Here is a 685-nt window from a genome sequence, read left to right on the forward strand (position 1 = left end):
TCCTTACCTTGTTTCCAAGAGTCCGGGTCATCGGTCACACGCAGAGAGTTTCTCGTTAAGACACCAATAGTATCACCATCAACACCATCAGCAGTGAGAGTCGTAGTGTTCTCTTTGAGATACTTATCGACCTGTTGCATTGCCGAATCCGCGTTACCTGTACGGTACTTAACGGAGTCGTAAATCTTACGGGCACCTGCATCAAGTGTTGCTGGCATACGGGACAGTTCAGGAGACTGTGAGTTGTTCTTCAGAGAAGCCCACGCCTTGTCATCCTCGTACTGCATCTCTTTGGTAAGAGACTGTCGAGCCTTGTCAGCATCTAAGAGAATCTGCGGGTCAATCCCTTGGTTGTCCATCATGTCCATAGTGAGGAACATCTCAGCCTTATCAGGATACAACGCAGCGAATAACTCAGGGTCAGCATTACGAACACGACGCAGGGCATTAAGAGCCACACCGCCATCTTCCGGCATCTTCCCGTTAATCACAGCGGACGTCCATTCCTTCTCAGCGTCACCAATCAGTTCACCAACCGCAGTACGGAAAGCACCCTTCTCGGAGTCAGCCTTGAGGTAGTCCAGCTTCATTCGGTCCTTCTGTTCAGCAGGGATGTCCATAGAGTCAATGTCGGCTAACTTCTTGTTCGCGTAGTTAACCATGTCACTATGGGTGAACTCACCAG

The 685-nt window shown here is 49.9% G+C and carries 1 protein-coding gene; it reads right to left on the reverse strand.

The genetic code is table 11. The features are described from left to right. Positions 1–685: hypothetical protein (locus I6F53_RS20195; RefSeq protein ID WP_197240946.1), on the reverse strand; the 685-nt coding region annotated here is incomplete at both ends.

It is taken from the genome of Pseudoalteromonas sp. SWN29 (assembly GCF_015864465.1).
Taxonomy (GTDB): domain Bacteria; phylum Pseudomonadota; class Gammaproteobacteria; order Enterobacterales; family Alteromonadaceae; genus Pseudoalteromonas.